Source organism: Shigella sp. SIG3 (assembly GCF_053555855.1).
This window is the reverse complement of the sequence record NZ_JBQZXE010000353.1, coordinates 1-327: the sequence shown is the minus strand read 5'-3', so window position 1 is coordinate 327 and position 327 is coordinate 1. Positions and strand designations below refer to the sequence as shown.

The 327-nt window shown below is 48.6% G+C and carries 1 pseudogene; it reads right to left on the bottom strand.

The features are described from left to right. Positions 1 to 327 (bottom strand): annotated as a pseudogene (locus ACUU1I_RS21390) (hypothetical protein); the annotation flags it as partial.

Below are 327 nucleotides of genomic sequence, written 5' to 3'. Positions count from 1 at the left end.
ACTGCGCCGACCAAAACGATCGGCAAGCCAGGCAAAACAGGGAATTGTCAGGCAGCTTAATCCACCTAACAGCAAACCAATATTAAGGAAAAGTTCGCGCGGTAACCCCATATTCTGGGTTGAATAATTAAGTGCAAAGGCAGTAACAATGTACATCGTCAGCAACTCGCACAGTCGTAGTGCAATAATCTTCAGGAAAGCACCGGGATGTCGTAACAGAGCTTCGATAACCGGGATGCGTTTTTTCGCGGCCGCTTGATTATGTTGCTGTTGTTCAAATTCCGCGGACTCCTCCATGCCATTGCGCACCCACAATGCTCCCAGTAC